Here is a 26,871-nt window from a genome sequence, read left to right as displayed (position 1 = left end):
GGTACTCTTCACAGCGAGGCGATCTTGAATACATTCCGTGCCCGATCCGTGGCCTTTCATCTCGCATGGCCGCGCACACCGATCGCGGCGGCCGCCATGGTGCTCGCCCCGGCGGCATGGGCCGGCGCGCCGGACTTCCCGCTGGGGCCGCTGCCAGTCGTGGAAATCGTCGGCATCGCCCCACAGTCGGCCGCGGCGATCTCGCGCGACCGCCTGCCGTATGCCATCCAGCGCGCCACCGACCGGGATGTCACCCAGGCGCGCGCGGACACGCTGCCCGACTACCTCGCGCGCCACGCGGCCGGCATCAACGTGAACGACATTTCGGGCAGCCCGTTCCAGACCGACGTCACGTTCCGCGGCTACCGCGCCTCGCCGGTGCTGGGCTCCAGCCAGGGCTTGTCGGTGTACCTGGACGGAGTGCGCGTCAACGAACCCTTCGGCGACGTGATCAACTGGGACATGGTGCCGGAAGCGGCCATCGGCGGCGTGCTGCTGGTGCCGGGCTCGAACCCGCTGTACGGCTTGAACACGCTGGGCGGGGCGCTGGCGCTGACGACGAAGTCGGGCCGCAGCCACCCCGGCCTGATGGCCGAAGCCAGCATCGGCAGCGGCGCGCGGCGCCGGTTCGACCTGTCGTATGGCGCCGTGGCCGGCGAATGGCACACGCTGCTGGCCGCCACGGCCTTCGACGAGGATGGCTGGCGCGACCATTCGGAAGGACGCCTCGGCAATGTGTTCCTGAAGGTGGGCCGCACCGCCGGCGGCACCGACTGGAACGTGGCACTGCTGGGCGGCCGCAGCCGGCTGCTGGGCAATGGCCTGCTGCCGGGCGGCATCGAGGACGCGCCCGGCCTGTACGACCTGGACCGTCGCGCCGTCTACACCTACCCGGACCGGACCCGCAACCGGCTGGGGCAGGCGACGTTCAATCTGCGCAGCGAGCTGTCGGGCGGCGTCGAGCTGACGGCCACCGCCTATGTGCGGCACAGCCGTCGCGATACGGTCAACGGCGACGTGAACGACGATGCCGGGGAACCTTGCGAGGACGACGACGAGTGCGCGGCGGCCGTGCATCCCGCGGTGCTCAATACCACCAGCTCGCGGCAGCACGGCGAAGGCGGCAGCGTGCAACTGGCCGTCGCGCGCGGCGATCACCAGCTGAGCGCAGGGCTGTCGTTCGACCGCAACCGCATCCGCTTCGCGCAGTTCGAGCAGGAGGGCTTCTTCACGGAAGACCGCGGCGTGCTGGGCGACCCGGAGGAGGAGCGGGAGCCGTCGTCCTCGGTCACCGGGCGGGCGCGCACGGCGGGGCTGTACGCGAGCGACACGTGGCAGCTGGCGCCCGGCACCTGGGCCACGCTCTCGGCGCGCTACAACCATGCGAAGGTGGCGAACACGCTCACCACCGAGCGCGGGGTGCAGCCGCGCGAAGCCTTCAGCTATCGCAAGCTCAATCCCTCGCTGGGCCTGGCCCGGCAGGTGAACGCCGCGTGGACGGTGTTTGCCAACGTGGCGCAGAGCAACCGCGTGCCCACCGTGATCGAACTGGGGTGCGCCGACCCCGAGCAGCCTTGCCGCCTGCCGGTCGGCTTGCAAGCCGATCCCTGGCTGGCGCAGGTCGTGTCGCGCACCGTCGAGGCGGGAGCGCGCTGGCACGCGGAAGCGGGCGAGGCGACCCTGTCGCTGTACCGCACGGTCAACCGCGACGACATCCTGTTCCACAGCGCCGGCACCAGCCAGCAGGGCTACTTCGCGAACTTCGACCGCACGCGCCATGCGGGCATCGATGCCGCCGGCCGCCTGCGGACCGGCAACGTCACGCTACGCGCCAGCTACAGCTACCTGGCGGCCGTCTACGCCGCCGACGGCGAACTGTTCACTGGCGCCCGCAATGTGCGGGTGACGAAGGGCACGCGCCTGCCCGGCCTGCCGCGCCACACGCTCAAGCTGGGTGCCGACTGGGAGCCCGCTCCGGGCTGGAGCGTCGGGGCCGACGCCGTCGCCGTCTCGAACCTGGCCACGCAGGGCAACGAGGATGGCCTGGTCGAGGACCCCGAGGACGGCGAGCCGGAGCGCCGGGCCGACTGGCGCATCCGCGGCCACGCCTTGCTGCACCTGCGCGCCTCCTGGCACCCGGCGCCCGGCTGGGAAGTGTTCGCCCGCGTGAACAATGTGTTCGACCGCCGCTACGAGAGCTATGGCACGGTGGCGGAAGACGTCTTCCCCGGCGGGCGGCCGCTGGCGCCCGGTGCCGACGATGAACCGGCACGCTTCGTCGCGCCCGGCGCGCCGCGCACCTTCGTGGCGGGACTGCGCTACCGTTTCTGAGCGCTCCGGAATCGGAACAGCCCTGGGCAGCGGTGATCCAATCCTGCACAACGGCGGCACCGTACCGCCCTGCGCAGCCCCGGCGAGCCGATGGCACGCGATTTGCGATGACCGATCATGCGGCCGCCCTGGTGCCGCGCCAAGGCTGGGAGACGAGATGAAGACGAAAGCTGCGATTGCATGGAAGGCGGGCGAACCGCTGACGATCGAGACGGTGGACCTGGCGCCGCCGCGCGCCGGCGAGGTGCTGGTCGAGGTGAAGGCCACCGGCATCTGCCACACGGATTACTACACCTTGTCCGGTGCCGACCCGGAAGGCCTGTTCCCCGCGATCCTCGGCCACGAGGGCGCCGGCGTGGTGCTGGAAACCGGCGCGGGCGTGACTTCCGTGCGGGCCGGCGACCATGTGATCCCGCTGTACACGCCGGAATGCCGGCAATGCAAGTTCTGCCTGTCCCGCAAGACCAACCTGTGCCAGTCGATCCGCGCCACGCAGGGCCGCGGGCTGATGCCCGACGGGACCAGCCGCTTCTCGCTCGACGGCAAGCCCATCCTGCACTACATGGGCACCTCGACCTTTGCAAACCATATCGTGGTGCCCGAGATCGCCCTGGCGAAGATTCGCGCCGATGCGCCGTTCGACAAGGCGTGCTACATCGGCTGCGGCGTCACGACCGGCGTGGGCGCGGTATTGTTCTCGGCCAAGGTCGAAGCGGGCGCCAACGTGGCCGTGTTCGGCCTGGGCGGCATCGGGCTGAACGTCATCCAGGCCGCGAAGATGGTGGGGGCCGACAAGATCATCGGCATCGATATCAACCCGGCGCGCCAGGACATCGCCCGCAAGTTCGGCATGACCCACTTCATCAACCCGAAGGAAGTCGACAACGTGGTCGATGCGATCGTGCAGCTGACCGACGGCGGCGCCGACTACAGCTTCGAGTGCGTCGGCAACACCGGCCTGATGCGCCAGGCGCTCGAGTGCACGCACAAGGGATGGGGCAAGAGCTTCATCATCGGCGTGGCGGCGGCGGGCCAGGAAATCTCCACCCGGCCGTTCCAGCTGGTGACGGGCCGCGAATGGAAGGGTTCCGCGTTCGGCGGCGCGCGCGGCCGCACCGACGTGCCGAAGATCGTCGACTGGTACATGGACGGCAAGATCAATATCGACGACCTGATCACGCACACCCTGCCGCTCGAGCGCATCAACGAAGGCTTCGACCTGATGAAGCGGGGCGAATCGATCCGCTCCGTGGTGCTGTACTAAGCCACCATACCAACCATACCAACCAAAGGAGACAGGCATGGCCATGCATATCCACCCCGCCGTCGACGCGGGCATCCCGCCGGAACAGGCCGGCTTTGCGGGCGGAACGCTCACGTGCCGCTGCGCGACCGATCCGGTCACCGTGCGCGTCGGTGCCCAGGTCTCCCACAACCATGTGTGCGGCTGCACGAAGTGCTGGAAGCCCGAGGGCGCGCTGTTCTCGCAGATCGCCGTGGTCGGCCGCGACAAGGTGGAGGTCACCGCCAACGGCCGCAAGCTGAAGGTGGTCGATCCCACGGCCACCATCCAGCGCTACGCCTGCACGGGTTGCGGCGTGCACCTGTACGGCCGCATCGAGAACGACAGGCACGCCTTCCACGGGCTCGATTTCGTGCATACGGAACTGTCGGGCGAGCCGGGCTGGGCGCCGCCCACGTTCGCCGCCTTCGTGTCGTCCATCATCGAGTCGGGGGCCGACCCGGCGCGCATGGGCGAGGTGCGGGGCCGGCTCGAGGAACTGGGCCTGCCACCCTACGACGCCCTGTCGCCGCCACTGATGGATGCACTGGCCGTCCAGGCCGCGAAGCTGGCCGGCACGTTGTACAAGGGTTCGTAAGGAGGCGGCATGGCACGCTTGCCGCCGACACTGGCCCTGCTGCTGATGGCAGTGGCGCTGGCCGCGCCACTTTCCGGTCCTGCGCTGGCCGCGCCACTGACCGGTCCTGCGCTGGCCGCGCCGGCCAGCGGTTTCCCCACCGTCGCCCGGGTCGAATACGTGCTCGAGTGCATGAACAGCCACGGCGGCAAGCAGGAAAGCCTCTACAAATGCGCTTGCGTGATCGACCGGATCGGCGCCGCGCTGGCCTACGACGATTACGTGACCATGTCCACGGCGCTGCGCTACCAGACGCTGGAAGGGGAGCGCGGCGCGGAATTTCGCGACCCGCCCGGCGTGAAGGCCATGGCGGCGAAGTACAAGGCGCTCCGCGAGGAAGCGGAACGGGCATGCATGCTGCGCTAGCGCGGCATTGACCAACAGGAGTGCGATGTGAGCAAACCGAATTTCCTTCGTTTCAGTATTTCCGCCGCGCGCTGCGCCGCCCTGGCGCTGTGCATGGTCGGCCCGGCCGCGCTGGCCGACGCCACCCCCTACCAGGTGGTGGAAGGCAACAAGGTCGACGCCGGCACCCTGAGCGGCTGGCGCACGTGGCGCGCGCTGGCGTGCGAGCGCTGCCATGGCGCCCAGCAGGAAGGGGCGGTCGGCCCGGCGCTGACCAGCAGCCTGAAGGCGCTGTCCAAGGACGAGTTCAAGAACGTGGTGCTGCATGGCCGCATCGACAAGGGCATGCCGAACTTCGACGGCAGCAAGATGGTCGTCGACAATATCGACAACCTGTACGCCTACCTGAAGGGCCGCGCCGACGGGGCCATTGCGCCCGGTAAGCTCCAGGAGGCAGGCAAATGAAGGCCGCGGTGCTGCTGGGGGCCGCCGTGCTGGCACTCGCGGCGCCGGTCCAGGCCGAAGAGAGCGGCGCGCGGCCCGTGCTGCGCGTGTGCCAGGACCCGAACAACCTGCCGTTCTCGCGCCGCGACCTGGATGGCTTCGAGAACCGCATCGCCGCGCTGTTCGCCCAGGAACTGGGCTGGGACATCGCCTACACCTGGTTCCCGCAGCGCATGGGCTTCGTGCGCAATACGCTGCGCGCGAAGGAACCGGGCACCGACCGCTACAAGTGCGACCTGATCACGGGCGTGGCGAAGGGGTTCGACCTGGGCGCCACCACCCAGCCGTACTATCACTCGACGTACGCGATGGCGTACGTCAGGGGCAGCGGCCTCGACGGGGTGCGCACGCTGGACGACCTGCTGGCGCTGCCGGCGCAGCAGCGCGCGCGCCTGAAGCTGGGCGTGTTCGGCGGCTCGCCGGTGGCGGACTGGCTGCTCGCGCATGGCCTGATGGGGCAGATCGTCTCCTACCAGGCGCAATCGGGCGATGCGGAAGAGTATCCCGGCCAGATCGTCGAGCGCGACCTGGCGCGTGGCGCCATCGACATCGCCTTCGTCTGGGGACCGATCGCCGGTTACTTCGCCAGCCGGGCGCCGGACCACCGCATCGTGGCCATGCCGCTGGCCTCGCAGCCGGGGGTGCGCCTCGACTTCGAGATCGCCATGGCGGTGCGTTTCGGCGACCGAGAACTGAAGGAGAAGATCGACGCGCTGATCGCACGCAACCGGCCCCGCATCGACGCCATCCTGCGCGAGTACGGCGTGCCGCTGGTGGATGAACAGGGCCGGCTTGCCGGTACGGGCCCGGCGCGGTGATGCGCGCCGGGCAGCGGGCTACGGAGGCGGGCGATGGACATGCTGAAAGTCTTCGCATTCGACCATGGCGGGACCGGGCGCGCCAGTGGTGCGCGGCCGCCGGCCGCCCGGCGCCAGGACGATGCGCTGATGCTGCGCGCGCTATGCGCCGACCTGCGCCTGCTGCCCGGAGTGGAATTGCTCACCCTCGACGGGGCCGTGGCGGGTGAGACACGCCAGCCGTTCCATATTCGCTTCGGCGCCTGCGTGCATGCCGCCGACGCCGTGTGGCCGCTGGCGCCGGTGGGCGGCGGCACGCTCGAATGGCTGTCGCGCGAAGTCCTGCGCCACGGTCGCATCCTGCTGGGCAGCGCCCCGGATGCCGTGCAGGTCGCCGCGAGCAAGACGAAGACCTGCGCCGCCCTGGCGCGTGCCGCGCTGCCCACCGTCGCCACGTTCGGCGCCGGGGATGTCTTGCCTGCCGGCCCCGGCGCCTGGGTGGTGAAGCCCGACGATGGCGCCGGCAGCCATGGCACCCGGCTGTTCCAGGACAGCGCGGCGGCACAAGCCTGGGCCGCCGCGCAGCATGGTTCGGGCCTCGTGCTGCAGCCGTTCGTCGCCGGCCGCGTCGGCAGCCTCTCGCTGCTGTGCCGCGACGGCAGGGCGCGCCTGCTGGCCTGCAACGAGCAGCGCATGGCCGTGGAAGACAACCGGTTCCGATGCCTCGGCGCGACCGTCAACGGGCTGGCCGACCTGGCGCAGCGGCTGGAACCGCTGGGCCAGGCCGTGGCCGCCGCGCTGCCGGGCCTGTGGGGGTATGCCGCCGTGGATTTCATCCTTGCCGCCGAGGGGCCCGTGCTGCTGGGCGTACATCCGCGGCTGACGATTTCCTATGCAGGCCTGCGCACGTCGACGGGAGTGAACCCGGCCGAAGCGGTGCTGGCGCTGTTGCAGGGCGCCTTGCCCGGCGCGCCGGCGCCGCGCACCCCGGCCAGGGTGGACGTGGCGGCGTTCGGGCCCAGGTAGCCGGGGAATTATCTTGTCATCGCCATCCCGGCGGTGACTTCACCAAGGAGGTAAGACAATGATCCAGGACTGGAATGCCTATCGCAGCGCGCTCGTGGGGCGCGTGGGAGATCTCGCAAAGCTGAGCCCCGACGCGATCCGCGGCTGGCAAACGCTCGACGGCGCCGCCGCCACCACCGGCAAGCTCGAACCGAAGACCCATGAACTGATCGCGCTGGCGGTCGCGGTGACCACCCGCTGCGACGGCTGCATTACCGTGCATGCGAAGGCCGCGCTCGAAGCCGGCGCCACGCGCGAGGAAATCGCCGAGGCGCTGAGCGTGGCGATCGCGATGAATGCCGGCGCCGCGGTCGTGTACTCGGCCCGGGTGCTGGACGCCGTAGACGGGCTGTAGCGGCCGGGCCTTCCAACTTGCCCAAAGAGGCTCAGGAACAGGTTCGTGGACTGGTTGCCGCGAGGTAGACCAGTCAGGCGCTGTGGCACTGTCCGCTGGCCCGGCATGGCCCTACCTTCGAAAGCGTTTGGCCACTGCCCCCGCCAGTTTTTTTGTCAACGCTACCAGCTCACCGAACTCGTCGTCACCTCTCTGCTGCCTAGCTCCAAGAAATGTCGAGTAATCTTTGAACAGGCCGCGCAAACTCGCGATTGGCAATATCAGGCCTTGCGCCGTGGCGATGGCGCATTTGACGGGGGCATCGTCTCCAGTGCCGACGGCATTGTTCAGGACTTGGATGTACGCACATATCTCGACAAAGGAAGCGCCTTGGTCGCTGGTCGTCCACACTGCACGCAATGAGGTGCCCACGCGGGAGAAAGGAAAAGCGTCCTGAAAGTAAGTCTTGTGTTGCTCTACTGCATTCTTCGCCGCGTTCTTCGCTGCGGATTTTTTCTTCTCCAAACAGTCCCGGTCCGCCTCATATTCCGCCAACCTTGCCTTATAGCCGGGGGCGGATGAATCCAGCTCATTGACGAGCTTGGTCAACTCTCCGTCCTTGGTCACCAACCCCTGCCATTCGTTGCAAAACTGAACATGCTTGACGATATCGTAGTAAGGCAGGGATTCCATCGTTAGAGTGCGAGCTTGCGCCTGCTCGGCGCGATCCATGTTCGCATACAAGAATCGGTGGCAGCGTCGCGACAGGGTCAAGAAACTCTGATGTTCGGTATTGGCATAATCGAATTCTTCGATGAAGGCCCACATCGGTTTAGTTCTGTCCTTGATAGCCGCCCCTAAGTCACGCTTGAACTCGAACAGAAAAAACCGGTCCTCATGGGATGTCAGCGCATCCCCCGTCCGGGTTTCGGCAATGTCGTCGAATTTGAGCAAGGGTGGGGGAAGCGACATCGCAGGGCTGGCGCTTCCTGCCTGCTTTTGCCTTTCCTGCAGCAGCTGCCATTGCATGTCGCGTACCGCAATGATGAGCGTATCTTCCCACGGGGAATAAGGACTTTTCTGTGGTTCCTGCGAGGTCATAGCGGTATCGGCAAAGATGATTGGAAGGACAAGTGCAGGAGGACGAGACGGCCCGGCTGCGCTTGTGCACCATGCGGGACGGCGCCTTGCCGCTATGCTAAACCGGCAGTCAGCGCACCACCACGCCCCACGGCAGCTTGCCGACGGTGATATCGCGCAGCTTCTCGTTGCGCGCCGTGTCGATCACGGACACGGTGCCCGAGCGGCCGTTGGCCACGTACAGCTTGGCGCCGTCCGGCGTCAGCGCCATGTTCCACGGGCGCTGGCCGACCGGCACGGTCGCCACGACCGTATTGGTCTTCGTGTCGATGACCGACACGCTGGCCGCGCCGCCATTGGACACGTAGACCCGGCTGCCGTCCGGGTGCACGGCCACGCCGTTGGCGCGCAATCCCGCCGGGATGCGCGCGACGGTGGCGTGCCTGGCCGTGTCGATGACGAAGACTTCGTTGGCATTCTCGGCCGCGACATAGGCGCGGCTGCCGTCGGGCAGGAAGCCGATGCCGCGCGGCCGGGCGCCCACTTTTACCTGGGCGACCTGCTTGCGCGCGGCCATGTCGATGATGTCCACCGCGTCGCCGTTCTCGGCGCTCACGAAGAGCTGCCTGCCGTCCGGACTGAACACGGCATGTTCGGGATTCTCGCCCTTTACCGGAATGGCAAAGGCGCGCTGCTTGCTGCGCGTGTCGACGACGACGATCTCGTGATTTTCCTCGACGGCCGCGACCACCCAGCGGCCGTCCGGCGACAGGGCCACCCCTTCGGGCGACTTGCCCAGCGCCACCGAGCCGGCCGGCGCGCGGCGTTCCAGGTCGACGATCCGCAGGCTGCTGTCCGGCTGGTCGCTGACGTACAGCCAGCGCGCATCGCCGCTGACGGCCAGTCCGCGCGGCTTGCCGCCGCCAGGCATCTCGGCAACCACTTGGTCAGTGGCCGTATCGATCACGGAAATGGTGCCCGACCCTTCGTTGGGGACGTAGGCGAACGGCGCGGCTTCGGCCACCAGGGCCGAGGTGAGGAGAACGGCGGCGATGGCGGACAGCAGGAGACGGCGTTGCAGCGGCGTCATAACGTTCCTTTCAGTGAAGTCGGATAGCGCTCACACGGCGGACGTTCAATTGCCCGCCCGGGCGGGATGGCGGATATGCAGGCGCTGCACCTTGCGGTACAGCGTGTTGCGGCTCATGCCCAGCTGGCGCGCCACGGTCGAGATGTTCCAGTGATGGCGTTCGAGTTCGCGCAGCAGCGCGTCGCGCTCGGCGTTTTCGAGCGGATTGAGCGCTTCGTCCTGCGGCGCTTCCGCCGCTTCGCCGTCGTCGGCCACCGCTTCTTCCGCCGCGGGGATGCCCGTGCAGTATTCGGGCGGCAGGTCGTGCACCGTCAGGTGGTCCGATTCGCGCAGCGCGATCATGGCGCGCAGCAGGTGCCGCAATTGGCGCAGGTTGCCCGGCCAGCGCTGGCGCTCCAGCGCCGCCAGCAGCGTCTCGTCCAGCGACAGCGGCGCCTCGTCCTCGCTTTCCTCGGCCACGATGTGGCGGATGAGGGCGCGCACGTCGCCCCGTTCGCGCAGTGGCGGCAGGCGCAGCGTGATTCCCTGCAGGCGGTAGAACAGGTCTTCGCGGAACGTGCCGTCGGCGATCTTCTGTTGCAGGTCGCAGTGCGTGGCGCTCGTCACGTGGATGTCGAGCGCCACGGGCGTGCCGCCGCCGAGCGGCACGATGGTGCGCTCTTCCAGCACGCGCAGCAGCCGCGCCTGCAGGGGAAAGGGCATGTCGCCGATCTCGTCGAGGAACAGCGTGCCGCCGTTTGCCTGCACCAGCTTGCCGTGCTGGCCTTCCTTGCTGGCGCCCGTGAAGGCGCCGGCCCGGTAGCCGAACAGCTCGCTCTCGATCAGGGTTTCCGGGATCGCCGCGCAGTTGATCGCCACGAAGGGCTTGCCGGCGCGGCTGCCCGAGCGGTGCAGGGCACGCGCGAACACTTCCTTGCCGGTGCCGGTCTCGCCCAGCAGCATGATCGCCACATTGCGTTCGACGACGCGGCTGGCGATGCTGACGTTGCGGGCCATCGCCGGGTCGCCGAAGTGCACGCTGTCCAGCAACGTGCCTGCCAGGGGCGCGGCGGCATCGCGCACCACCGGTAGCGCGGCGCGCACCGGCGGCAGCATCACGCCGAAGAAGCGCGCGCCGTGGCGGATGCCGAAGATCGGCACGGCGTGGAAGGCCTTGCGCAGCGTGCTGTCCACCAGGCCGGGGAAGGTGCTGTTGAAGAGTTCCGTGATGTCGCGCCCAGTGATCTCGGCCGGGCTCGTGAAGCCCAGCTGGTACAGCGCGCAGCGCGTGGCCGCCAGCACCTTGCCGGTCGGGTCCAGCGCGATCGCGCCTTCGCTCAGCGTGCCGATGAATTCCGGGCGGTTGTGGAAGCGCAGGATGTAGTCGTGCCGGAACCGGTCGAGGAAGACGCGGTTCTCGATCATCTGCACGGACATCGTCACCAGCGCCAGGGTGTGCTGCTGGGCCAGGCGCGATTCGCCGGAAGCGTCGAGCGCGGCCACGATATTGCCCTCGTGGTCGAAGATCGGCGCGCCGGCGCAGCTCAGGCCCACGTGCCGCACCAGGTAGTGCTCGTCCTGGTGCACGCTGACGGGGCGCCGCTCCACCAGGCAGGTGCCGATGCCGTTGGTGCCCTGCGCCCGCTCGCTCCACACGGCGCCGGGCATCAGGCCCGAGCGCGATGCGGCGTGCGTGAAGCCGGGGTCGCCGAAATAATCGAGCAGCACGCCGTCGGCATCGGTGAGCACGATGGCGTAGCCCGAGCCGGCCAGTTGCTGGTACAGGTTGGCCATCTCGACCTTGGCGACGGCCTGCACGCCGGCCACGGCTTCGCGGCGCGCGGCCAGGTCGGCGACCACGTCGGGCTCCTCGCGGCGGCCGGGGTCGAGCTGGTAGTCATGCAGGCAGCGGACCCATGAGCGGGTAATGGGGTTGCCCGTCTCGGCCGCTTCGGCGGGATCGTGGTTGCGCACGATCGAACGTACGCGCCTCGCATGGGCGAAGGCATGGTCGATGCATTGGCCACTGAGTTGACTACCAAGTGATCCATTGAGCTGACCACCGAGCTGGTCGCCAGCATGGACGACGGCAAAATCGGACATTCTGTCTCCTCCGCCGCTGGTGGTGGCCTGGCCGGCCATCCTGCCGCGGCTTATCGTGAACACGCGGTGCATGTTGTTCCAGATAGTACGCTGCTGAACAACACAATTGGTAAAAAAATATGGGGTGCGGCAAGCATGCGACATTTTTCGGTGCGATTGCCACGGAAGCGGCACAGCGGCCACGCGCGGCTGTACCGGGAGTTGAACATCAACTGTCGGTTGCGTCCTTGCACGCCACGGGGGCGGCCCTGGCACGGTCCATGCAGTTTGCCTCCGGTGCAATGACCGTCATTGCCGGCGCCGGCCAAATGCAGCCACCTGCGGCCGCGCCCGGCCACACAACAAGGAGACCGACATGTACCTGTATGAGAGTGTCACCCACCGCGGCGCGCGCCGCTGGTTGCCGTGCCTGGCACTGGCCGCCCTGCCGCTGATCGCGCAAGCCGCTTCCGATGTCGAACAGCTGACCAAGGACCCGAAGAACTGGGCCATGCAGGCCGGTAACCTGGCGAACCACCGCTACAGCGAACTGAAACAGATCAACGCCGGCAATGCCAACCAGCTGACCGTGGCATGGACCTTCTCGACCGGCGTGCTGCGCGGCCACGAGGGCGGGCCGCTCGTCATCGGCGACACCCTGTACGTGCACAGCCCGTTCCCGAACAAGGTCTACGCGCTGTCGCTGGAAGACCAGAGCATCAAGTGGAAGTACGAGCCCAAGCAGGACCCGGCCGTGATTCCCGTGATGTGCTGCGACGTCGTCAACCGCGGCGTGGCCTATGCGAACGGCAAGATCTTCCTGCAGCAGGCCGACACCACGCTGGTGGCGCTCGACGCGAAGACGGGCCAGGAAATCTGGAAGGTCAAGACGGGCGACCCGAAGAAGGGCGAGACGACGACCAATACGCCGCACGTGTTCAAGGACAAGGTGCTGACGGGCGTCTCCGGCGGCGAATTCGGCGTGCGCGGCCGTATCACCGCCTACGACCTCGAGACCGGCAAGGAAGTGTGGAAGGCCTACAGCACCGGCCCGGACAATGAAATGCTGATCGATCCGGCGAAGACGATGGCGTGGGCCGACGGCAAGATGCGCCCGGTCGGCAAGGACTCGTCGCTCAAGAGCTGGAAGGGCGACCAGTGGAAGCTGGGCGGCGGCACCACGTGGGGCTGGTACAGCTACGATCCGGAACTGAACCTCGTGTACTACGGCACCGGCAACCCGAGCACGTGGAACCCCAGCCAGCGCCCCGGCGACAACAAATGGTCGATGACGATCTTCGCGCGCGACCTCGACACGGGCGTGGCGAAGTGGGCGTTCCAGATGACGCCGCACGACGAATGGGACTACGACGGCGTGAACGAGATGATCCTGGCCGACATCAAGGTGAAGGGCAAGATGCGCAAGGCCCTCGTGCACCTGGACCGCAATGGCTTCGGCTACACGATGGATCGCGTGACCGGCGAGCTGCTGCTGGCCGAGAAATTCGACCCGGCCGTCAACTGGGCCACCCACGTGGACATGAAGACGGGGCGACCGCAAGTGGTGGCGAAATACAGCACCAGCAAGAACGGCGAGGACTTCAACACGAAGGGCGTGTGCCCGGCCGCGCTGGGCTCGAAGGACCAGCAGCCGGCCACCTATTCGCCCAAGACGGGCCTGTTCTATGTGCCCACCAACCACGTGTGCATGGATTATGAACCGTTCAAGGTCGAGTACACGGCCGGCCAGCCGTATGTCGGCGCGACGCTGGAAATGTATCCGGCGCCGAACAGCCATGGCGGCCTGGGCAACTTCATCGCCTGGGATGCCGGCACGGGCAAGATCGTCTGGTCGATCCCGGAAAAATTCTCGGTGTGGAGCGGCGCCCTGGCGACCGCGGGCGACGTGGTGTTCTACGGCACGCTGGAGGGTTACCTGAAGGCCATCGACCACAACGGCAAGGAACTCTGGAAGTTCAAGACCCCGTCCGGCATCATCGGCAACATCAACACGTGGGAAAACAAGGGCCGGCAGTACGTGGGCGTGTTGTCGGGCATCGGCGGCTGGGCCGGCATCGGCCTGGCGGCCGGGCTGACGAAGAGCACGGACGGCCTGGGCGCGGCCGGCGGCTACAAGGACCTGGCCAAGTACACGGAGCTGGGCGGCGTGCTGACGGTGTTCGCCTTGCCCAACACGGCACCGCCGGCCGGCGAGCGGACGGCCGCGGCGGACAAGTAGCGGGGAGCCGGGCGGGGCCGGGCAGGGCCGGGCAGCAGCGCGCCGCCCGGCATTCACGCCTTCTTGCCCTTGGCCCTGTTCTCGGCGGCGAACAGCTCGATCTTCTTCGTCGGCCCCGACACGATCAGCAGGTCGGCGGGCAGGATGCGCGTCTCGGGGCGCGCGTGCTGGAAGTCTTCGTTGGCGCGCTTGACGCCGACGATCGTGACGCCGAAGCGGGTGCGCACATGGGATTCGGCCAGCGTGAGGTGGTGCGTCTCGGCGGGCGCGTGGATCTTGGCGATCGCGAAGCCATCCTCGAACTCGATGAAGTCCATCATGCGGCCCGTGATCAGGTGCGCCACGCGCTCGCCCATGTCCGCCTCGGGATAGACCACGTGGTGCGCGCCGATCCGGGTGGCGATCTGGCCGTGCTCGGGCGTCAGGGCCTTCACCCAGATATCCTTGATGCCCAGTTCCGTCAGCACCATCAGGGTCATCAGGCTGGCGGCGAGATCGGACCCGATCGCCACGATGGCATGCGAAAAATCGGCGACACCCAGTTGCAGCATCACGTTCTCGTTCGTCGAATCGGCCTGCACCGCATGCGTAAGGCGGTCGCCCCACAGCTGCACCAGGTCTTCCTTCTTGTCCACGCCCATCACGTCGTGGCCCAGGTGCATCAGCGACTGCGCCACGGCGCCGCCGAAGCGCCCCAGGCCGATGACGATGACGCTGTCGCTGGCCGAAAACGCGAACTGCTCGGTGAAAATCCTACCCCACAATTGGATGCTCCTCAGGATAACGGTAAGGCATGCGCCGCTCGCCGATGATCAGCGAGGTCGCAAGCGTGATGGTGCCGACCCGCCCGAAGAACATCAGGAGGGCCAGCACGAATTGCCCGGCCGGCGGCAGGTCGTCCGTGATGCCGGTGGACAGGCCGGCGCTGCCGAAGGCGGCGATGACTTCGAAGATCACCTGGTCGGTCGGGAAGTGCGACACGCGCAGCAGCGCCACGGTGCCGATCGCCACGATGGCGCTGCCGACGACCAGCACGGTGATGGCCTGCCGCTGGGCGGAAATGCCGACGCGGCGGCCGAATGCCTCGGTGTCGGCATGGCCGCGCGCCTCGGCCAGCACGAGCAGCACGAGGATCATCACCGTGCCCACCTTCACGCCGCCGGCAGTGCCGGCGCTGCCCGCGCCGATGAACATCAGCAGGTAGTGCAGGGCCCAGGTTTCCGGCGCGAGCGCGGCGATGTCGACGGTATTGAACCCGACGGTGCGCGACGCCACCGACATGAACAGGCCGTTCAGCAGCTTGTCCGCCACCGTCATCGGGCCGAAGGTTTTCGCGTTGTCCCACTCCAGCGCCAGGATGGCAAGGCAGCCGCCGACGACGAGGGCCAGCGAGCCGATGAGCGTGAGCTTGGTGTGCAGCGACCAATGGCGCGGATCGCGGCAGCGGTGGCGCAGGTCGTTGATGACGGGGAAGCCGATGCCGCCGACCAACGCCGCGACCATGGCCGGCAGCAGGATCAGTGCATCGCCGGCAAAGCGCATGAAACTGTCGGGGTGGATCGAGAAGCCGGCATTGTTGAACGCCGACACCGCGTGGAAGAAGCCGCTCCAGGTGGCGTCGCCCCACGCCATGTCGTAGCCGTAGCGCAGCCGCAGCGTGAGGATGGCGGCAATGACGAGTTGCGAGAACACGGTCACGCCCAGCACCAGCTTGGCCACGCTGGAGATATCGCCGACCCACAGCGAGCGGGTTTCGGTCTGCGTGACCAGCAGCGTGCGCAGGCGCGGCGAGCGGTTGACCATCAGGCCGAGCAGCGTGGCCGCCGTCATCATGCCGAAGCCGCCCAGCTGGAACAGCACCATGATCGCCGACTGCCCGAACGTGGACCAGTAGCTGCCCGTGTCGACGATGACCAGGCCGGTCACGCACACGGCCGACACGGCGGTGAAGAACGCCACCATCGGCGGTGCCGGCTCGCCGGTGGCGCTCGCCACCGGCAACATCAGCAGCAGCGTGCCGATGGCGATCGCCAGGGCGAAGCCCAGGATGACGGTGCGCGCGGGGTGGAGGACTTTCTTTTTCAAGGCAAGGCGGCGGCGGGTGGCGGGATCGACATGTTAACCGATGCCGGCCGGCTGGGACCAGTTGGCGCCCGAGTCCCCGGTGTCGGACGTTTTTTCCCGGGCTTTATCGGGAAAAAGTGTGCGACACCGGTGTTCGGTGGCGTACACCTTACCGGGTGCCTCATGGGAGAGCCGGTGTCGGCACCCGGAGCCTGTGCGCCTGAGTGTTGGTGTCGGACATTTTTTCCCGGGCTTTATCGGGAAAAAGTGTGCGACACCGGTGTTTGGTGGCGTACACCTTACTGGGTGCCTCATGGGAAAACCAATGGGATGGACGCCCCCACCCTGAGACGGCATCGATGTGCCAAAGTGGAGCTGTCGAAGTTTCACTTAACCAGAGAGGGGCGTCACCATGAAGATTACGACATGCAGTATGGATCTGGCAAAGGAAGTTTTCCAATTCCATGGCGTTAATGCGAGCGGCAAGGTCGAGATGCGATGCCAGCTCCGGCGTGGCAAGGTGATGAGGTTTTTCTCCAACATGCCGCCGTGTCTAATTGGGATGGAGGCGTGTGGCAGCGCGCATTACTGGGCACGGCAGTTGCAGAGCCTGGGCCACACGGTCAAGCTGATAGCTCCGCAGTTCGTCAAGCCATACGTGAAGACCAACAAGCACGATGCAGCCGATGCCGAGGCAATCTGCGAGGCAGTGCAAAGGCCAAACATGCGCTTTGTGCCGATCAAGACTATTGAGCAGCAGGCGATTATCGCTGTTCACACGGCGCGTAGTGGGTTCGTCAAGCAGCGTACTGCTCAGGCCAACCAGATTCGCGGCCTGCTGGCGGAGTTTGGCCTCGTTGTCCCGAAGGGTTTGGCCGTGCTCAGGGAGCGAGTACCGGCACTGCTCGACGAAGCGAAGGATGAGTTGCCCGGCATTTTTCGCCAGACCATTCTGGAACTTCTCGATCACTTAAAGGTGCTGGATAGAAGAGTCAACGAATTCGAGCTGGAAATTCTGAAATGGCACCGCTCGAACCCGATGTCCAAACGGTTGGAGAAGATACCCGGCATAGGACCGATCACAGCCAGCGCTTTGGTCGCGGCGATCGGTAACGCGAGGAACTTCGCCAATGGCAGGCAACTCGCAGCGTGGATCGGCCTAGTACCCAAGCAGCATTCGACAGGCGGTCGCACGAATCTTCTGGGCATCAGCAAAAGGGGCGATACGTACCTGCGTACTTTGCTCATTCATGGAGCCCGAGCGGTGATCCAGCATGCAGTCAAAAAGGATCCAAGCAAGAGCGGCTGGCTTCACTCACTGCTTGGGCGACGGCACAAGAACGTTGCGGCAGTAGCATTGGCCAACAAGAATGCAAGGACTGTCTGGGCCCTATTGGCTCATGACAGAGAGTTCCGAGCCGATTACGCTGCCGCGTAATCGGCTCGGCTGAGGGCCTTCGCGGAGGGTAGCGGACAGTTTTTTGGAAGCGGAGCAGTACATTCCACCGATTGCACAAGCGATCAAGAAGTGATGGCAAACCAGGTAAGACCGTGGTCGGCTTAGCCCGCGCGACACCAAGCACCTTGAGTGCGTTAAACCGAGGGGGCGTCGACCAGCAAATCCCATCAGGGACAGTGGCATCAGCCACATCAAAGTCCGAATGTACGGGTGCAATCTTTACCTACAAACCATCACGAAAAGAAAGCTTGGCATACCGGGGGCGTCCATGTACGGTGTCGCACACCATTTCCGGAAAAACCCGGAAATGATGTCCGACACCAGGCAAGCGCAGATGGTTGCTTCGCCTTACGCCGCCTGCGCCACACCCTCCGGCGCCCAGCACTTGCCCGCCCGGCTCACCAGCAGCCGCTCGGCGCGCGCCACGCGGGCGTCGGCCACGACGATGTTCAGCATCGCGGCCAGCAGCTTGCGCTGCAGCGCCGGGTCGGTGATCTCGGCCAGCAGCTCGTCCTGCAGGTCGGGGCCGATTTCGATCGCGCCGTCGCGCACGGTACCGCCCAGCATGTCCTCGCACAGTTCGTCGAGCACGGCGGTGAACAGGGTCCAGTCGATGCCCAGCTCGCGCAGCGCCGGCACGTCGTCCAGCACCTGCAGTTCGGACGGCGCCAGGTGGCCATCGACCACCATCGCCAGTGCCAGCAGGCGGGCGCTGGCTTCGGGGCTGTTGGTGTCATACGTACGCATCATCGATTCCTTTTGAATTAGGTTGAAAAACCGCGCGGTACCCGGGTCAAGGCAGGGGCCAAGGCACGGGCCGCGCGGCAAGCTTACTTCTCTTCGGTCTTCTTCGGCGGCAGCAGCAGGCTGGCCACCACACTGGCGCCGATCAGGAAGGCCACCACCGTCAGCGAAGCCTGCACTGGCATGTGGTACCACGGCATGATCAGCATCTTGGTACCGATGAACGCCAGCACCAGGGCCAGGCCGTACTTGAGCAGGTGGAAGCGGTCGGCAATGTCGGCCAGCAGGAAATACAGCGCCCGCAAGCCCAGGATCGCGAACAGGTTCGACGTGAACACGATGAACGGGTCGGTCGTGATCGCGAAGATCGCCGGGATCGAGTCCACCGCGAAGATCAGGTCCGTCACCTCGATCAGGATCAGCACCAGGAACAGCGGCGTCACGTACAGCAGGTTGTTACGGCGCACGAAGAACTTCTCGCCATGCTCGTCCTCGGCCACGCGCAGGTGGCGCTTGGCGAACTTCAGCACCGGGTTCTGCGTCACGTCCGGCTCCTGCTCGGAAGCCATCAGCATCTTGATACCCGTGAACAGCAGGAACGCGCCGAACAGGTACAGCACCCAGCTGAACTCCTTCACGACCCAGGCACCGGCCAGGATCATGATCGCGCGCATCACGATCGCGCCCAGCACGCCGTAGATCAGCACGCGGCGTTGGTACTGCGGCGGAATCTGGAAGGCACCGAAGATCAGCAGGAACACGAACACGTTGTCGACGGACAGCGCCTTCTCGATCAGGTAGCCGGACAGGAATTCCAGCGCCTTCTGGTCGGCCACCGCTTCGCCCATGCTGCCCTTCAGGTACCACCACAGGCCGAAGTTGAACAGCAGCGCCAGCGTTACCCACAGCGCGGACCAGCCGGCCGCTTCCTTGACGCTGACCTTGTGGGCCTTGTTGCCGCCAAAGACAAACAGGTCCAGTGCCAGCATCACCAGCACGAAACCCACGAAGCCAGCCCACATTCCGGGCGTGGCGATGTTTTCAAGTCCAGTCATCTCGACCACCCTTTAAGCAATATCAATACGCGCAGCTTAATGGCGTACGATTGAAAGGACAAATCGAATATACTTGCCCAATAGATCGAAAAAACCGAGGTATCTCGTCCATGAGCCTGAACTACAAGCATTTACGCTACTTCTGGATGGTCGCGCGCACGGGCACCATCGCCCGCGCGGCCGAACAATTGCACCTCACGCCCCAGTCGATTTCCGGCCAGCTGACGGAATTCGCCGAAGCGCTGGGCGTGGAACTGTTCCGCAAGTCCGGCCGCACGCTGGAGCTGACCGAGGCTGGCACGCGCGTGCTCGGTTATGCCGACACGATCTTCCGCACCGGCGATGAATTGCTCGAAGCGTTGCACGACGAATCCGCGCATGCCACGCGCTTCCTCGTCGGTTGCGCCGACTCGGTCTCGAAGATGGTGGCCAGCCAGGTGCTGGCGCCGGCGCTGGCCTTGCCGCAGCCGGTGCGCCTGGTGTGCCGGGAAGGGCGGCTGGCCGCGCTGCTCGGCGAGCTGGCCGTGCACCGGCTGGACCTGATCATCGCCGACCGGCCCATGCCGCCGCATCTTTCCGTGCGCGGTTTCTCGCACCTGCTGGGGGAAAGCGCGCTGAAGGTGTTCGGCGCGCCCGCATTGCGCGCGCGGCTGCACGGGCCGTTCCCGCAATGCCTGGACAAGATGCCGATGCTGCTGCCGGGCGAGGATTTCGCCACCCGGCCGCGCGTGCTCAAGTGGCTCGAAGACCACCACGTGCGGCCGCGCATCGTGGGCGAATTCGACGACAGCGCCATGATGAAGGCGTTCGGCCGCGCCGGGGCGGGGCTATTCTTCGCACCCGGCTTCCTGGCCGGCTACATCATGGCGCAGTACGAGGTGGAAGTGTTCGGCGAGGCGGCGGAGGTGATGGATCAGGTATATGCAATCACCACCGAGCGCCGGCTCAGCCACCCCGCCACCGTGGCGATCAGCCAGGAGGCGAGGAAGCAGCTGTTCGCGGGCTAGCGGTGATGCATCCGCGCCACGGCCGATGTTTCCATGTGGAATTTTATTCGGGACGCTGCTATCCTTCGTGAAGCCAGTGCCGCCCAATCCCGCGCCTGGTCCGATCCGGCCGCACCCCCGCCTCACGACTCAAGCCATCACGGGGGAACCATGGCCCACAAGCATCCACTCAACAGCATCCATACCGTCGCCGACCGGATCATGCTCGGCATCGTCTGGGCCTTGATGGCCTACGCGCTGGCGCTTGCGGGTATCCGCGGCACGTTCGGCATCGCCATGGCCGTCGGCTTGCCCGCCGCGCTGGCGGCAACGGCCCTGGTGGCCCTCGCCCCCGGCGCGTGGCTCACGCGCCTGCTCATCGCCGTCATCACGATGGTGTTCGCGGCCCTGCACATCCACCAGATGGCAGGCCAGAACGAATACCATTTCGGCGTCTTCGTGCTGCTGGCCTTCCTGCTGTGCTACCGCGACTGGACCGTTATCGTCGCTGCGGCCGCCACGATCGCCGTCCACCACGTGACCTTCAACTACCTGCAGCAGCTGGGCGTGAACGCCCTGTGCCTGACCGAGCCTTCGTGGCCGGAGGTGTTCCTCCATGCCGGCTACGTGGTCGCCGAAACGGCGGTGCTGTGCTTTCTGGCGGCGATGCTGTACCGTGACGCAATGCGCACGGTCGAACTGAAGGAGATCGTGACCCGCTTCACGGAGGGGCCGGCCGGTACGCTCGACCTGCGCGCCGGCGAAGCGCCGGCCATCAGCGGGTCCGCCAGGGCACTGAACGGCGGCATCGGCGCCTTGCATGGCGCGGTCGTGGCCGTGATGGACGGCGTCGGACGCATGGCGGCCGCCACCGGCGAGATCGCCCGGGCGAACCGTACCGCAGTGGCACGCACGGAAGCCCAGGCCGATGCGCTGCAACGCACGGCGCAGGCGCTCGATGACCTGACGGTCACGGTGAACACGAATCACGAGCGGGCGGCTGGCGCCAATGAGCTGGCCGCCGCTGCCGCCAGCGTGGCCGGGCGCGGCGGCGCCGTCGTCACGGAAATGGTGTCGACGATGGACCGCATCAACGGTTCCTCGCGGCAGATCGTCGAGATCATCGGCGCGATCGACGGCATCGCGTTCCAGACCAATATCCTGGCACTGAACGCCGCCGTCGAGGCGGCGCGGGCGGGCGAACAGGGCCGGGGCTTTGCGGTGGTCGCCTCGGAAGTGCGCACGCTCGCCCAGCGGTCCGCCGCCGCGGCGCGCGAGATTAAGGCGCTGATCGAAGCGTCGGTCGGCGAGATCGGCGCCGGCCACCGCCTGGCGGGCGAGGTGGGCGGCACGATGGCCGAGATCGTCCAGCGCATCGACGCGGTGCACGGCATCATGGCTGGCATCGTCGAGGTGTCGCGTGCCCAGGCGGGCCAGATCGGTACCGTGCACGAGGCCCAGGCGCAGTTGCGGCAAGTGACCGAGGACTGCATGACGCTGATCGGCGGTGCCGCCAGCGTGGCCGATGGTTTGCAGCACGAAACGGCGACGCTGGCCGGCACCGTCACGCGGTTCACCGTCGCGCGCGAATCCTAGCCACGCACACCGGGCGGTGCGCGCAACCCGACGCCGCGCGGCCGGGCGCTGTCAATCCGCGCTGGCCGCCGGCTGGGCCGCCACGGCCAGCGCCCCCAGCAGCTCTTCAGGCGACACGGGCTTGACGAAATGCCGGTCGAAACCCGCTTCCGCGGCCATGGCCTGGTCTTCGGCCCGGCCATAGCCGCTCAGCGCGAACAGCACGACGTCCGGCCCGGCGATCGCACGGATTTCGCGGGCCAGCATGTAGCCATCCATGCCGGGCAGCCCGATGTCGAGGATGCAGGCGTCGGGCACGGCCTCGCGCACCGCGCGCAGGGCCGCTTCGGCGTCGTACACGGCGGAGCAAGCGTGGCCGGCGCCGCGCAGCAGGATGGCCAGCGTGTCGGCCGCATCGCGGTTGTCGTCGACCACCAGCAGCGCCAGCGCGGCGCGCGGTACCTCGGCGCGCCGCGGCGGCGCCGGTGCTTCGCCGAGTTCGGCAGCGGGCAGCGTGACGGTGAAGCAGGCGCCCGTGCCGGGGCCATCGCTGCTGGCCTCCACGGTGCCGCCGTGCAGCGCGACGAGGCCGGAGACGATCGCCAGGCCGATGCCGAGCCCGCCCTGCGAGCGGTCGGCGCCCCGTTCGCCCTGCGTGAACAGGCCGAAGACATGGGGCAGCAGGTCGGCGGCGATGCCACAGCCATTGTCGCTGACGGTCAGCCGGTGGCTGGCGCCGGATGGCGCCAGCATGACGGCGATATCGCCGCCGGCGGGCGAGAAGCGGGCGGCATTGCTGAGCAGGTTGGCGACCACCTGCGTCAGCCGGGCCCGGTCGCCATGCACGCCGGCCGCCGCCGCCGGCAGCGACAGTTGCAGGCGATGCCCCTTCGACTCCAGCATCGGCTGCACCTGTTCGAGCGCGTCGCGCACCGCGTCGCGCAGGTCGAAGGGCTGGCGCACCAGTTCGATCTTGCCGCGGCTGATGCGGGCGGCGTCCAGCAGGTCGTCCACCAGGCGCGACAGGTGGGCCGCCTGCCGTGCCACGATCGCCGCCGCCATCGACACCTGGGCCGGCTGCGCGATGCCGCGCTGCAGCAGCGTGGCCGCCGCGCTGATCGGCGCCAGCGGGTTGCGCAGCTCATGGGCCAGCATGGCCAGGAATTCGTCCTTGCGCCGCTCGGCGGCGCGCAGCGCCTGCTCGGCCACTTCGCGTGCCGTCACGTCCAGTGTCACCCCGCGCAGCTTGTGCACCACGCCGTCGGGGCCGACGATGCAGCGTCCGCGCAGGTCGAGCCACAGCAACGCGCCATCGTCGGCGCGGCGGGCGCGCACGATGCGCTGGTAATCGCCGCGCCGGGCGATGGCGGCCGCGCGCGCCTCCAGCAGGCCCGGCAGATCGTCCGGGTGGACCAGGTGCCAGGGCGAGCGCAGCGTTTCCAGCGAAGCGCCGAACAGGACCACGGCGCTGTCCGAGAACGTCACTTCGTTGCGCGCCAGGTCGAATTCCCACACGGCCATGCGCGCCGCCATCAAGCCTTCCTTCAGCCGTTCCTCGTTGAGCAGCAGCGCGTCGCGGGCGCGCCGCGCCTCGCTCACGTCCACGCCCGACAGGAACACGCCGGTCGGGCGGCCATCGTTGACGATGGGCTGCAGCGCAAAGTCGATGTAGTGGAGCGTGTCCGCGGGGCTGGCGCCGCCGCCCACGTGAACCGGCGTCTCGCGCGCCGCGTACGAGGCGCCGCTGCTGTAGGCCGCGTCGAGCTGGGCGACCAGGTGCGGCGAAGCCAGTTCCGGCACGGCGGTGGCGAATGGCGTGCCGACCAGCCCGCCGCGCCCCACCAGCTCGTCGAAATCGTTGTTGGTGAGCTCGATCAAGTGGCCAGGGCCGCGCAGGATCGCCACGAAGCCTGGAGCTTGCAGCAGCAGTCGGTACAGGTGGTCGCGCTGCGCTTCGCTGAGCGCCACGCGCTCGTCGGCCAGCGCTTGCTCGGCGCGCAGCGCGCGCCCCGCGTAGATGCGGCCCAGCCCGCCCAGGTAGATCGACAGGAAGCCCAGCAGCGCGAAGGAGGCGATGGTGGCAGGCTCGCTGCCTTCCCAGCCGGGCAGCGCGCCGTTGTTAATCAGCATCCACGAGCCGGCGGCGAGCCCGGTGAAGAACACGAGCAGGGCCGGCCCGCGGTCGAACGCGGCGGCAGCGAACACGAGGCAAGGGCTGAATACGAGGAAGGGCGTGCGGCCGCCGTCGAAGCGCCACTGCAGGGCCTGCAGCGTCACGGCGAGCACGGCCAGCAGGGCGGCACCGCCCCAACGCGCACCCGCGCTGAGCGAGGCCATCCTGCGTACAACGCGAACGTCTCCGAACATTGTGGTCTTATCGATAGAGCGCGAAAGGGCGGCAAGCCATCGGCGCAACGGGAAAGTTGGGTCAACTCTGCCAGTCGCCAGTGTAGCAACGCCTGCGGCCGGATCGCGCACGTCACGCAGGCAACGCCAGGGCGCTCAGTGCCGGAACACCGATTCCGCCGGCCCGGGGCGGCCGAACAGGTAACCCTGCATTTCGCGGCAGCCTGCCGCCTTGAGGACATCGGCCTGCGCCTCGGTTTCCACGCCCTCGGCAATGGTGCCGATGCCAAGGTCCTCGGCGATGCCGACGATGCCGCGCAGGATCGCGCGGGCGGCCGGACTGCCTGCCAGGTCGGTCACGAACGCCTTGTCGATCTTGAGCTTGTCGACCGGCAGCCGCTTCAGCCAGGCGAGGCTGGAGTAGCCGGTGCCGAAGTCGTCGATGCTGAGCGTGACGCCGATCTCCTTCAGCCGGCGCATGGTGGCGATGGCGCCTTCGAGGTCGTGCACGGCCACCGACTCCGTCAATTCCAGCTCCAGCATCGCGGCCGGCACGCCATAGCGCGACAGCATGTCGTCCACCACGGTCGCGATATCGCCGTGCAGGAACTGGCGTGGCGAAATGTTCACCGCCACGGTGGGTCCGTCGCGCCCGCTCTGCCGCCAGCGCGATGCCTGCCGGCATGCCTGTTCCAGCGTCCATTCGCCGAGCTGCACGATGATTGCGCTCTCTTCGGCGACGGGAATGAACTCGGCCGGGCCCACCAGGCCGAGCTGCGGGTGGCGCCAGCGCACCAGCGCCTCCACCCCGGTGGGAATGCCCGTGCGCGCATCGATCTTGGCCTGGTATGCCATGAACAGCTGGTTGCCGCGCAACGCGGCGCGCAGCTCGTGTTCCAGGGCCCGGCCGTTCAGGCGCGAAGGCGGGCGGTCGAACACGCGCATCATCCCGTGCCCGCGCAGCTTGGCCGCCCCGACCGCCTCGATGGCGTGGTTCAGCAGCGCCCCGGGGCCGGGCCAGTCCCGGCCCGCCAGCACATAGCCGGTGGTCACGCTGCCGTGCAGATCCCCATGGTCGAGCGCCAGTACCCGGTTCAGGTCGCGGTGGATCGCCGCGATGCGGGCAGTGCCGGCCGCTTCCTCCCCGAACGGCCCAAGCAGCAGGGCGAACATGTCGCCGCCGATGCGCGCAATCGTGTCGCCGGGCTGCGCCAGCTGGCGCAGCCGGTTCGCCATTTCCCTGAGGAAGCGGTCGCCCACGCCGTGGCCGGCGCGCTCATTGATGGCGGCGAGATTGTCGATGTCGACCACGGCCAGCAGCGCGTGCCCGCCGGCCCGCACCCAGCCCGGGACGTGGTCGGCCAGCGCCGATTCGATTGCCTGGCGCGTCGGCAGGCCGGTGAGCAGGTCGCGCGTGACCATATTGCGCAACACCTGCACCTCGCGGCTTTCCCGCGCGCTGGCCTGGGCGCTCCAGGTATTGAGCAGGTTCACCGAGCGCATGGCTGCTTCGCGCACGTAGATCAGGTCTTCCACCGTACGGGCCAGCGTGGCGAGCAATTGCAGGTCGTCGGCCGACAGGGCGCGCGGCTGCGTGTCGATCACGCACAAGGTGCCGATGTTCCTGTTCGCGGCGCGTATCGGCATGCCGGCATAAAAACGGATGTGGGGATCGCCCGTGACGAGCGGATTGCCAGCGAAACGGCCGTCATCGAGTGCATTTTCGACAATGAATGCTTCGTCGTTCAGGATCGCATGGCCGCAAAACGAAATATCGCGGTCCGTTTCCTTCGCGGCAAGCCCGCAGCTGGCCTTGAACCACTGGCGCGACTCGTCGACGAGCGAAACGAGGCTGATGGGCACGTTCAGCGAGGCGCAGGCGACACGCGTGATGCGGTCGAATAATTCCTCGGGCTGGGAATCGAGCAGTTGCGTGGCCCGCAGTGCATCGAGCCGGGCTTGCTCGTCCGCCGGACGAGCCGGCACTGCATATCGTTCCATGATTACCGGGCAATCGCCAGAAAAAAGAATGACACGATCGAATCTCGAAACCGAAATGAATCCGCATCATACTTCGATTGGAGGCGCCGGGCGTTTTGTGGTGTCGATAAAACGAATTGTCCTGGGCAATTATCCGGTGCTGACCCACCGGTAAATCAGGGTGGAATAAAACCGCAGGAAATGCCGGTATGTTTCGATTGGAACCGAGCCATGTCGGCTCCCCGGAAGTGCCGTGAAATCCGCCGGGCCCACCGCCAGGGCCGGATATGCACGAAGTACCTCAACAGGAAGCAAGACAGGCTTGCCGGCGGAAATTCACCCGGTTTGCGCGAACAGCGCCATACATTTTCCGGTGGCACCGTTTTCCTGTCGCACCTCGTGCTAGAATTGACGCACGGAAATCCAGATTGTCGCTTTCCGCCATTCCCCGGCCGAGCCAACGCCGCAACGATGCCGTTCTTACGGCGCCGCAAAGGACGATTGGCCATGACGCTTTCACCACCACGCATTTTCGTTGTCGACGACAACCACGACTCGGCGGATATTCTTGCCGAGATTCTCCGATTCAAGGGTTTCGACGTGCATGTCGCCTACGACGGCACGCAGGCCATCGCCATGGCGAACGGCATACCGCCCGATGTCGTGTTCCTCGACCTCGGCATGCCGGGGTTGGACGGCTACGCGGTCGCCCGTGCGCTGCGTGCACGGCACGGGCCGTACGTCCACATCGTCGCACTGACGGCCTGGAGCGATGCGGCCACGCTGGCGAAGGTGGATGAAGCGGGCTTCGACAGGCACCTGGCCAAGCCCTCGAACCTCGACACGATCGTCGCCATCATCGCCGCGAGCATGCCGGCCCGGCGCGCCTGAGCGCAA

At 67.1% G+C, this 26,871-nt stretch carries 22 protein-coding genes; 13 read left to right on the top strand and 9 right to left on the bottom strand.

The annotated features are described in order from the left end of the window. The first annotated feature begins 24 nt into the window (after positions 1-24). The 8 genes from V6Z91_RS25660 to V6Z91_RS25625 all read left to right on the top strand — a co-directional run bounded on the left by V6Z91_RS25660 (position 25) and on the right by V6Z91_RS25625 (position 7,316). Positions 25-2,331 (top strand): TonB-dependent receptor, encoded by a 2,307-nt coding sequence (locus V6Z91_RS25660; RefSeq protein WP_338762949.1) that lies wholly within the window; start codon positions 25-27, stop codon positions 2,329-2,331. 157 nt (positions 2,332-2,488) lie between these two features. Continuing rightward, positions 2,489-3,595 (top strand): S-(hydroxymethyl)glutathione dehydrogenase/class III alcohol dehydrogenase, encoded by a 1,107-nt coding sequence (locus V6Z91_RS25655; RefSeq protein ID WP_338762947.1) that lies wholly within the window; start codon positions 2,489-2,491, stop codon positions 3,593-3,595. A gap of 37 nt (positions 3,596-3,632) precedes the next feature. Further along, the gene (gene gfa / locus V6Z91_RS25650; RefSeq protein ID WP_338762944.1) at positions 3,633-4,211 is read left to right on the top strand and encodes an S-(hydroxymethyl)glutathione synthase; all 579 of its coding nucleotides are present in this window, start codon (positions 3,633-3,635) and stop codon (positions 4,209-4,211) included. Between the two features lie 9 nt (positions 4,212-4,220). Next, positions 4,221-4,616 carry a hypothetical protein gene (locus tag V6Z91_RS25645; protein WP_338762941.1) on the top strand — a complete coding sequence of 132 codons (396 nt, stop codon included), beginning with the start codon at positions 4,221-4,223 and terminating at the stop codon, positions 4,614-4,616. Positions 4,617-4,709: 93 nt separating this feature from the next. Further along, on the top strand, positions 4,710-5,060 hold the full coding sequence (locus V6Z91_RS25640) for a c-type cytochrome (RefSeq protein WP_338772048.1): 351 nt from the start codon (positions 4,710-4,712) through the stop codon (positions 5,058-5,060). Further along, on the top strand, positions 5,057-5,917 hold the full coding sequence (locus V6Z91_RS25635; protein WP_338762938.1) for a quinoprotein dehydrogenase-associated putative ABC transporter substrate-binding protein: 861 nt from the start codon (positions 5,057-5,059) through the stop codon (positions 5,915-5,917). Before V6Z91_RS25640 ends, V6Z91_RS25635 begins: the two co-directional genes overlap by 4 nt. Before the next feature lie 39 nt (positions 5,918-5,956). Then, positions 5,957-6,922 (top strand): ATP-grasp domain-containing protein, encoded by a 966-nt coding sequence (locus tag V6Z91_RS25630; RefSeq protein ID WP_338762935.1) that lies wholly within the window; start codon positions 5,957-5,959, stop codon positions 6,920-6,922. A gap of 58 nt (positions 6,923-6,980) precedes the next feature. Further along, positions 6,981-7,316, top strand: coding sequence for a carboxymuconolactone decarboxylase family protein (locus tag V6Z91_RS25625; RefSeq protein ID WP_338762932.1), 336 nt, complete (start codon positions 6,981-6,983; stop codon positions 7,314-7,316). A 111-nt stretch (positions 7,317-7,427) separates the two neighbouring features. Here the strand turns inward: V6Z91_RS25625 and V6Z91_RS25620 are convergent, their stop codons facing one another. The 3 genes from V6Z91_RS25620 to V6Z91_RS25610 form a co-directional block, all read right to left on the bottom strand. Beyond that, positions 7,428-8,396: a hypothetical protein gene (locus V6Z91_RS25620; RefSeq protein WP_338762930.1), complete on the bottom strand. Its 969-nt coding sequence runs from the start codon at positions 8,394-8,396 to the stop codon at positions 7,428-7,430. A 109-nt stretch (positions 8,397-8,505) separates the two neighbouring features. Further along, positions 8,506-9,465 (bottom strand): beta-propeller fold lactonase family protein, encoded by a 960-nt coding sequence (locus V6Z91_RS25615; protein ID WP_338762928.1) that lies wholly within the window; start codon positions 9,463-9,465, stop codon positions 8,506-8,508. Between the two features lie 45 nt (positions 9,466-9,510). After that, positions 9,511-11,547, bottom strand: coding sequence for a sigma-54-dependent Fis family transcriptional regulator (locus V6Z91_RS25610; protein ID WP_338762926.1), 2,037 nt, complete (start codon positions 11,545-11,547; stop codon positions 9,511-9,513). A 355-nt stretch (positions 11,548-11,902) separates the two neighbouring features. Between V6Z91_RS25610 and V6Z91_RS25605 the strand changes: the two genes are divergently transcribed. Continuing rightward, positions 11,903-13,765 carry a methanol/ethanol family PQQ-dependent dehydrogenase gene (locus V6Z91_RS25605; RefSeq protein ID WP_338762922.1) on the top strand — a complete coding sequence of 621 codons (1,863 nt, stop codon included), beginning with the start codon at positions 11,903-11,905 and terminating at the stop codon, positions 13,763-13,765. A 53-nt stretch (positions 13,766-13,818) separates the two neighbouring features. On the opposite strand, the gene V6Z91_RS25600 is transcribed toward V6Z91_RS25605, so the two are convergent. Further along, on the bottom strand, positions 13,819-14,529 hold the full coding sequence (locus tag V6Z91_RS25600; RefSeq protein ID WP_338762919.1) for a TrkA family potassium uptake protein: 711 nt from the start codon (positions 14,527-14,529) through the stop codon (positions 13,819-13,821). Continuing rightward, positions 14,519-15,850, bottom strand: coding sequence for a potassium transporter TrkG (locus V6Z91_RS25595; protein ID WP_338762916.1), 1,332 nt, complete (start codon positions 15,848-15,850; stop codon positions 14,519-14,521). Before V6Z91_RS25595 ends, V6Z91_RS25600 begins: the two co-directional genes overlap by 11 nt. A 391-nt stretch (positions 15,851-16,241) precedes the next feature. Between V6Z91_RS25595 and V6Z91_RS25590 the strand changes: the two genes are divergently transcribed. Continuing rightward, positions 16,242-17,267 (top strand): IS110 family transposase, encoded by a 1,026-nt coding sequence (locus V6Z91_RS25590; protein WP_338760468.1) that lies wholly within the window; start codon positions 16,242-16,244, stop codon positions 17,265-17,267. Positions 17,268-17,636: 369 nt separating this feature from the next. On the opposite strand, the gene V6Z91_RS25585 is transcribed toward V6Z91_RS25590, so the two are convergent. Then, positions 17,637-18,038 carry a TerB family tellurite resistance protein gene (locus tag V6Z91_RS25585; RefSeq protein ID WP_338762913.1) on the bottom strand — a complete coding sequence of 134 codons (402 nt, stop codon included), beginning with the start codon at positions 18,036-18,038 and terminating at the stop codon, positions 17,637-17,639. Between the two features lie 80 nt (positions 18,039-18,118). Further along, the gene (locus tag V6Z91_RS25580; RefSeq protein ID WP_338762911.1) at positions 18,119-19,087 is read right to left on the bottom strand and encodes a TerC family protein; all 969 of its coding nucleotides are present in this window, start codon (positions 19,085-19,087) and stop codon (positions 18,119-18,121) included. A 110-nt stretch (positions 19,088-19,197) separates the two neighbouring features. Here V6Z91_RS25580 and nhaR point away from each other — a divergent pair, with 110 nt between their 5' ends. After that, on the top strand, positions 19,198-20,094 hold the full coding sequence (nhaR, locus tag V6Z91_RS25575) for a transcriptional activator NhaR (protein WP_338762908.1): 897 nt from the start codon (positions 19,198-19,200) through the stop codon (positions 20,092-20,094). Positions 20,095-20,244: 150 nt separating this feature from the next. Next, a complete protein-coding gene (locus V6Z91_RS25570; RefSeq protein WP_338762906.1) occupies positions 20,245-21,669 on the top strand; it encodes a methyl-accepting chemotaxis protein in 1,425 nt (474 codons plus the stop codon). 51 nt (positions 21,670-21,720) lie between these two features. Here V6Z91_RS25570 and V6Z91_RS25565 read toward each other — a convergent pair whose 3' ends face one another. Together V6Z91_RS25565 and V6Z91_RS25560 are read right to left on the bottom strand one after the other, a co-directional pair. Then, on the bottom strand, positions 21,721-23,985 hold the full coding sequence (locus V6Z91_RS25565) for an ATP-binding protein (RefSeq protein WP_338762903.1): 2,265 nt from the start codon (positions 23,983-23,985) through the stop codon (positions 21,721-21,723). A 165-nt stretch (positions 23,986-24,150) separates the two neighbouring features. Then, positions 24,151-25,995, bottom strand: a complete 1,845-nt coding sequence (locus V6Z91_RS25560; RefSeq protein ID WP_338762901.1) for a GGDEF and EAL domain-containing protein — start codon at positions 25,993-25,995, stop codon at positions 24,151-24,153. Between the two features lie 486 nt (positions 25,996-26,481). On the opposite strand from V6Z91_RS25560, the gene V6Z91_RS25555 reads away from it, so the two are divergent. Further along, positions 26,482-26,865 (top strand): response regulator, encoded by a 384-nt coding sequence (locus V6Z91_RS25555; RefSeq protein ID WP_338762898.1) that lies wholly within the window; start codon positions 26,482-26,484, stop codon positions 26,863-26,865. The last annotated feature ends 6 nt before the right edge of the window (positions 26,866-26,871 follow it).

The sequence above is a fragment of the Massilia sp. METH4 genome, from assembly GCF_037094685.1.
Taxonomy (GTDB): Bacteria; Pseudomonadota; Gammaproteobacteria; order Burkholderiales; family Burkholderiaceae_D; genus Rugamonas.
Note: the sequence above shows the minus strand (reverse complement) of the source record. Positions and strands in the feature narration are given on the sequence as shown.

Excerpts from the sequence above, each read along its gene's own strand:
- V6Z91_RS25585 (WP_338762913.1), bottom strand. The coding sequence starts at position 18,038 with ATGATGCGTACGTATGACACCAACAGCCCCGAAGCCAGCGCCCGCCTG.
- V6Z91_RS25610 (WP_338762926.1), bottom strand. The coding sequence starts at position 11,547 with ATGTCCGATTTTGCCGTCGTCCATGCTGGCGACCAGCTCGGTGGTCAG.
- V6Z91_RS25605 (WP_338762922.1), top strand. The coding sequence starts at position 11,903 with ATGTACCTGTATGAGAGTGTCACCCACCGCGGCGCGCGCCGCTGGTTG.
- V6Z91_RS25640 (WP_338772048.1), top strand. The coding sequence starts at position 4,710 with ATGGTCGGCCCGGCCGCGCTGGCCGACGCCACCCCCTACCAGGTGGTG.
- V6Z91_RS25560 (WP_338762901.1), bottom strand. The coding sequence starts at position 25,995 with ATGGAACGATATGCAGTGCCGGCTCGTCCGGCGGACGAGCAAGCCCGG.
- V6Z91_RS25570 (WP_338762906.1), top strand. The coding sequence starts at position 20,245 with ATGGCCCACAAGCATCCACTCAACAGCATCCATACCGTCGCCGACCGG.
- nhaR (WP_338762908.1), top strand. The coding sequence starts at position 19,198 with ATGAGCCTGAACTACAAGCATTTACGCTACTTCTGGATGGTCGCGCGC.
- V6Z91_RS25590 (WP_338760468.1), top strand. The coding sequence starts at position 16,242 with ATGAAGATTACGACATGCAGTATGGATCTGGCAAAGGAAGTTTTCCAA.
- V6Z91_RS25555 (WP_338762898.1), top strand. The coding sequence starts at position 26,482 with ATGACGCTTTCACCACCACGCATTTTCGTTGTCGACGACAACCACGAC.
- V6Z91_RS25625 (WP_338762932.1), top strand. The coding sequence starts at position 6,981 with ATGATCCAGGACTGGAATGCCTATCGCAGCGCGCTCGTGGGGCGCGTG.
- V6Z91_RS25645 (WP_338762941.1), top strand. The coding sequence starts at position 4,221 with ATGGCACGCTTGCCGCCGACACTGGCCCTGCTGCTGATGGCAGTGGCG.
- V6Z91_RS25565 (WP_338762903.1), bottom strand. The coding sequence starts at position 23,985 with ATGGCCTCGCTCAGCGCGGGTGCGCGTTGGGGCGGTGCCGCCCTGCTG.
- V6Z91_RS25630 (WP_338762935.1), top strand. The coding sequence starts at position 5,957 with ATGCTGAAAGTCTTCGCATTCGACCATGGCGGGACCGGGCGCGCCAGT.
- V6Z91_RS25580 (WP_338762911.1), bottom strand. The coding sequence starts at position 19,087 with ATGACTGGACTTGAAAACATCGCCACGCCCGGAATGTGGGCTGGCTTC.
- V6Z91_RS25615 (WP_338762928.1), bottom strand. The coding sequence starts at position 9,465 with ATGACGCCGCTGCAACGCCGTCTCCTGCTGTCCGCCATCGCCGCCGTT.
- V6Z91_RS25655 (WP_338762947.1), top strand. The coding sequence starts at position 2,489 with ATGAAGACGAAAGCTGCGATTGCATGGAAGGCGGGCGAACCGCTGACG.
- V6Z91_RS25620 (WP_338762930.1), bottom strand. The coding sequence starts at position 8,396 with ATGACCTCGCAGGAACCACAGAAAAGTCCTTATTCCCCGTGGGAAGAT.
- V6Z91_RS25635 (WP_338762938.1), top strand. The coding sequence starts at position 5,057 with ATGAAGGCCGCGGTGCTGCTGGGGGCCGCCGTGCTGGCACTCGCGGCG.
- gfa (WP_338762944.1), top strand. The coding sequence starts at position 3,633 with ATGGCCATGCATATCCACCCCGCCGTCGACGCGGGCATCCCGCCGGAA.